The 4,933-nt window shown below is 63.2% G+C and carries 5 protein-coding genes; all 5 read right to left on the bottom strand.

Annotated features, from left to right (window positions below; translation table 11 throughout):
* Nucleotides 1-773, bottom strand: a 773-nt coding sequence (locus tag NKH57_RS33400) for a CoA-transferase subunit beta (protein ID WP_352950591.1), incomplete at its 3' end; no start/stop codon positions are given.
* The gene (locus tag NKH57_RS33395; protein ID WP_352950589.1) at nt 770-1,627 is read right to left on the bottom strand and encodes a CoA transferase subunit A; all 858 of its coding nucleotides are present in this window, start codon (nt 1,625-1,627) and stop codon (nt 770-772) included. The genes NKH57_RS33400 and NKH57_RS33395, both read right to left, overlap by 4 nt.
* Nucleotides 1,628-1,742: 115 nt before the next feature.
* Nucleotides 1,743-3,044 (bottom strand): NAD(P)/FAD-dependent oxidoreductase, encoded by a 1,302-nt coding sequence (locus NKH57_RS33390; protein ID WP_352950587.1) that lies wholly within the window; start codon nt 3,042-3,044, stop codon nt 1,743-1,745.
* 2 nt (nt 3,045-3,046) lie between these two features.
* Nucleotides 3,047-4,426 carry a glutamine synthetase family protein gene (locus NKH57_RS33385; RefSeq protein ID WP_352950593.1) on the bottom strand — a complete coding sequence of 460 codons (1,380 nt, stop codon included), beginning with the start codon at nt 4,424-4,426 and terminating at the stop codon, nt 3,047-3,049.
* An 83-nt stretch (nt 4,427-4,509) separates the two neighbouring features.
* Nucleotides 4,510-4,758, bottom strand: coding sequence for a hypothetical protein (locus NKH57_RS33380; protein ID WP_352950585.1), 249 nt, complete (start codon nt 4,756-4,758; stop codon nt 4,510-4,512).
* Between the last annotated feature and the right edge of the window lie 175 nt (nt 4,759-4,933).

The following is a 4,933-nucleotide window of genomic DNA, read 5'->3' as shown; positions in this document are numbered from 1 at the left end:
TCATGCGCCGCCTTGGTGCGGGCCTGCAGGTCGCGCAATGTCGTGAGTTCGAGTTCGCTTGGCGCCGGCGTTTCGTCAAGCGCCTGGGCGAACTTAACCACCCAGCCACAGCTCTCCTGCACCTGCTGGCGCGTGACGCCGGGATGCAGCGAGACGACAGTGAATTCCTTCGTCACCGGATCCGGCTTCCAGATGGCGAGATCGGTGATCAATAATGTGGGGCCTGCGGTGTCGATGCCAAGCCGCTTGCGATGATCGCCACCCTCGCCGTGGCCGAAGGAGGTGAAGAAGTCGATCTTTTCGACCATGCCGCGCTTGGTCTGCGCCATGGTGATGTAGATCTCCTTCGACGACGTCGCGATCTCCGGCGCGCCGCCGCCGCCGGGCAGCCTGGTCTTGGGATGGAAATAGTCGCCGATGACGGTGGTGTTGATGTTACCGAACTTGTCGAGCTGCGCCGCACCGAGGAAGCCGATCGAGATGCGGCCGCCCTGCAGCCAATAGCGGAACATCTCCGGCACCGCGACGGTGGTCACAGCGGTCTCGCACAATTCGCCGTCGCCGATCGACAGCGGCAGCACGTCGGGCGCGGTGCCGATCGTGCCGCTCTCGTAGATCAGCGTGATGTCGGGCGCATGCGTCAGCCGCGCCACATTGCAAGCGGCCGACGGTGCGCCGATTCCGACGAAGCAGACATCGTCATTCCGCAGCGCACGGCTGGCGGCGATGGTCATCATCTCGTTGGGGGTGAAACCCAGTTGATCGTCGCTCATGCCGCTTTCCTCAGATGCTCGACGCGGGCCGCGAAATCGTCGGCGCTCTTCTCGATGACGTTGGCCTGCATCCAAGCCTGGAATTTCTCCCGGTCGGCGGCGATCTCGTCCCATTCGAGATAGGCGGCATTGTCGCGCGCATAATAACCGTGCGCGTAGGACGGATGTGAGCCACCCGGCACGACGGATATCGCCGCGATCGTCCAGCGCGGCAGTACGGTCAGATTGGGGTGCAGATCGTCGAAATTGTCGACCACTTCCTCGACCGTCACCACCGCGCGCCTGGCCGCCAGCACCGCTTCCTTCTGGATGCCGATAATACCCTCGACCAGCACATTGCCCTTCCTGTCGGCCTTCTGCGCGTGGATGAAGGTGACGTCGGGCCGGATCGAAGGGACAGCCGCCAGCACCTCGCCGGTGAACGGGCAGGTCACCGATTTGATGTTCGGATTGACCGCCGCCAGCCCAGCGCCGCGATAGCCGCGAAACATCGCGCAAGGCAGGCCGGCAGCACCCGCCTCATAGGCGTTGGCCATGCCGGCATGGCTGTGCTCCTCGACCTCGAGCGCGCGCGGATAACCGTTCTCGATGGCATCGCGGGCGCGCCGCAGCAGGCCAACGCCGGGATTGCCGAGATAGGAGAAGACGATTTTCTTCGCCATGCCCATGCCGATCATCTGGTCGTAGATCAGGTCCGGCGTCATGCGGATCAATGTCAGGTCGCGAAACCCCTGGCGGATCGCCTCATGCGCCGCCGCCGTCGGGATCAGATGGGTGAAACCCTCGAAGGCAGCGGTGTCGCCATGGTTCAAATTCTCCGCAACGGCCTGTTTGAGCGGCAGGAACTTGACCATCGCATCGGCTCCGGATTCAAAAAGGTCGTATTGCGAACACGTGTTTCGTATGTGCAGTTAGCATCTACTACATCAGGTTCGTCATCCTCGAGCGACGATGACACCGACGAAGTCCTCAATGCTTAATCCGATCACGCATTGCGTACCACAGCATCCCCAGCACATAGAGCGGACCGCGCAGCGCCGTGCCGCCGGGGAATGGCATTGGGGTCAGCGTCGAGAACAGGTCGAGCCGCGAGGCATCGCCGGTCATCGCTTCGGCCAGCAGCTTGCCCGACAGCGTCGACAGGATGACGCCCTTGCCGGAATAGCCGTGCGCGAAATAGACCTCGCCATAGTGTCCGACATGCGGCAGCCGCGATGTCGTCACCGACACCAGCCCGCCCCAGGCATGATCGATGCGGCAGTCCTTCAGCTGTGGGAAAGTGGCTTCCATATGCGGCCGCACGAAGCCGGCAATGTCGGCCGGCGGCGACGGCGTGTAGCGCTCGCCGCCGCCAAACAGCAGCCGTCCATCCGCCGACATCCGGTAGTAATTGACGACAAACGCGTGTCGGATACCGCGACATTGGCCGGGATGACATTGCATTTGCCTTCCAGCGGCTCGGTGGCGACGATGTAGTTGCCGACCGGCATGATGCGACTGTTGACGCGCGGCTCCAGTCCGTTGAGCAGCGCATCGCCCGCCAGCACGACATGTTTTGCCCGGACCGACCCCTTTGATGTCGAAACCCGGATTCGAAGGCTCGCGCTCCAGCCGCACGGCAACCGAATTCTCGTGAATGGTGACGCCGACAGCGACTGCGGCGCGGGCAAGGCCGAGCGTGTAGTTCAGCGGGTGCATGTGGCCGCCAAGCGGCTCGTACATCGCGCCGTGATAGGGCGTATCGACCTTGCTACGTGCCTCCGCCGCTGACAGGATTTCGGCGTGCGGGAACTTCATCACCGTGGCCAGGCACTCGGCCTCTTCCTCAAGGTCTCTGAGATCGGAGCCGTTGACCGCGCCAACCAGATGGCCGGTCAGCCTGAGATCGCAATCGATGGCGTGGCGTTCGATGATATCGAGCACCAGGCCGCGCGCCTCGAAGGCGAGATCGAACAGCACCTTTGCCCGCTCGGGCCCATAGAGCTTGACCAGACCCTTGGCGCCCTTGCGCAGGCCGGGGATCATCTGGCCGCCATTGCGCCCCGACGCGCCCCAGCCGATCTTGCCGCCTTCGAGCAGCACCACCTTCAAGCCGCGCTCGGCGGCATGAAGGGCGGCGGACAGGCCGGTGCAGCCGCCGCCGACCACGACAAGGTCAGCGTCGACATCGCCCTGCAGGGCAGGATGATCCGGCGACGGATTAGCCGTCGCGGCATAGTAGGATTTGCCGATATCCAAACCGGAATTGAAGCCCTCGGAATTGAAGCCCATCATCACACCTTCAGCAGCAGGTGATCGCGTTCCCAGCTCGTCACCACGCCCTGGAACAGATCGAGCTCCACACTCTTGACGCGCAGATAAGTCTGGAAGAAATCCTCGCCGAGCAGTTCCCGCACCGGGTCGCAAGCAGCGAAACGGTCAAGCGCCTCCTCCATGGTCTTCGGCAGCGTGCTTTTGATCTTGTAGGCGTTGCCCGACGCCTCGGCCGACCGTGCGATCTTTTGCTCGACGCCGAGATAGCCGGCAAGCAGCGAGCCGGCGATTGCCAGGTAGGGATTGGAATCAGCTCCCGGAAGCCGGTTCTCCACCCGCCGAGCGGCACGGCCGCCAGCCGGCACGCGTAGGCCGCAGGAGCGATTGTCATGCGACCATTCGATGTTGGCCGGCGCGCTGTGGTTCGGCCTTATGCGGCGGAACGAGTTCACGTTCGGCGCGAACAGCAGCATGATTTCGGGGACATATTTCTGCAGGCCGCCGATGAAATGGCCGAACATCTCGGTATCGGCATCATCAGTGTTGGCAAACAGCGTCTTGCCGGCCTCGTCGATGATGGACATGTGCAGATGCATCGAGCTGCCGGCCTGTGCCGCGATCGGCTTGGCCATGAAGGTTGCATGGATGCCGTTCTGCTGCGCGGCCTGCCGCGTCAGCCGCTTGAACAGCAGCACCTTGTCGGCCAGCGGCAACGCGTCGCCATGCAGGAAGTTGATCTCCAGCTGTGCCGTACCTGATTCATGGATCAGCGTGTCGAGTGGCAACCCTACCGCCGCCGCATAATCATAGATGCGGCGGATCACCGGCTCGAATTCCTCGAGCGCCGCCATGTCATAGGGATGCTGTACGGTTTCAGCGCGGCCATTGCTGCCGACCGGCGCTATCAGCGGTCGGTCGGGATCGGGATTGGGCGCGGTCAGATAGAATTCGAGCTCCGGCGCCACCACCGCCCGCCAGCCGCGCTGGTGGTAGAGATCGAGCACGGCCCGCAGCACATGGCGTGGCGACGCCATCCATGGCCTGCCGTCCATGTGGAAGGCATCGGCAAAGACATAGGCCTTGCCAGCACCGGCGCCGGGCGCCAGGCAGAGCGTCGAAACGTCAGGAACCATGCGCATGTCGGGGTCGGAATAGGCAAAACCCTCGTCGACCGAACCGGAATAGCGGCCATCGATGCTGACCAGGAAGGCGCTGCTCGGCAGATAGAGCGCGCGGTCTTCCAGCGCCTGCAGGAATTTGGCCGTCGGCAAGGCCTTGCCGCGCAGGACGCTGTTCATGTCGGGCACCAGGCACTCGACCTCGTTGATGCCGTGCTGGGTCAACCAGGCTTTGGGATCGTTGCGGCTGGAGAGCGAGATATTCGTGATTTGGTCAGGCATTTCGTTCATGTCCGTATCCGAGAGAGTATGGCTTGCGCGGCTACTCCGCTCCAGGTCTCAGCGCCATTTGGCTGCATTGTCCCCTAGGCGGGCGCGCATGGCGTCGTCGGCCAGCAGGCCGAGAATCGCTCTCTCAGTACTCCTTCGGTCCAGGCATCGCGGCCGATATGCTCGCCGACGCCAGTCTCGCCCGCACGGCGGGCCATGTCGTGCCCGTCCCTGGACCGGGCGCCTCTTACACGCAGTGCCTGCGCGAAGCCGACGCAATTCAATGCAGGTCCGAAACTCGCTTCGGGAAACAGCGCAATGGTCGGGCTGGCTTTACGCGTCAATTAATCCTCGTCATCCGGCCGGCGGATCATGCCGAACAGCGCGGGAGCGGAGAGCCGCAGACGAATGCGAAGCAGATCGGCAGCCAACTCCTGTCGATAGCGAATTAAGTTGTCCGGTTTAGGTAGCACACGAGTTGTCCGCTGCTTCTGGTTTTGTTCTGCTGGCCGCCGAGCG

The sequence above is a fragment of the Mesorhizobium sp. M1050 genome (assembly GCF_040318715.1).
Classification (GTDB): Bacteria; Pseudomonadota; Alphaproteobacteria; order Rhizobiales; family Rhizobiaceae; genus Mesorhizobium.
This window is presented reverse-complemented; position numbering and strand designations above follow the sequence as displayed.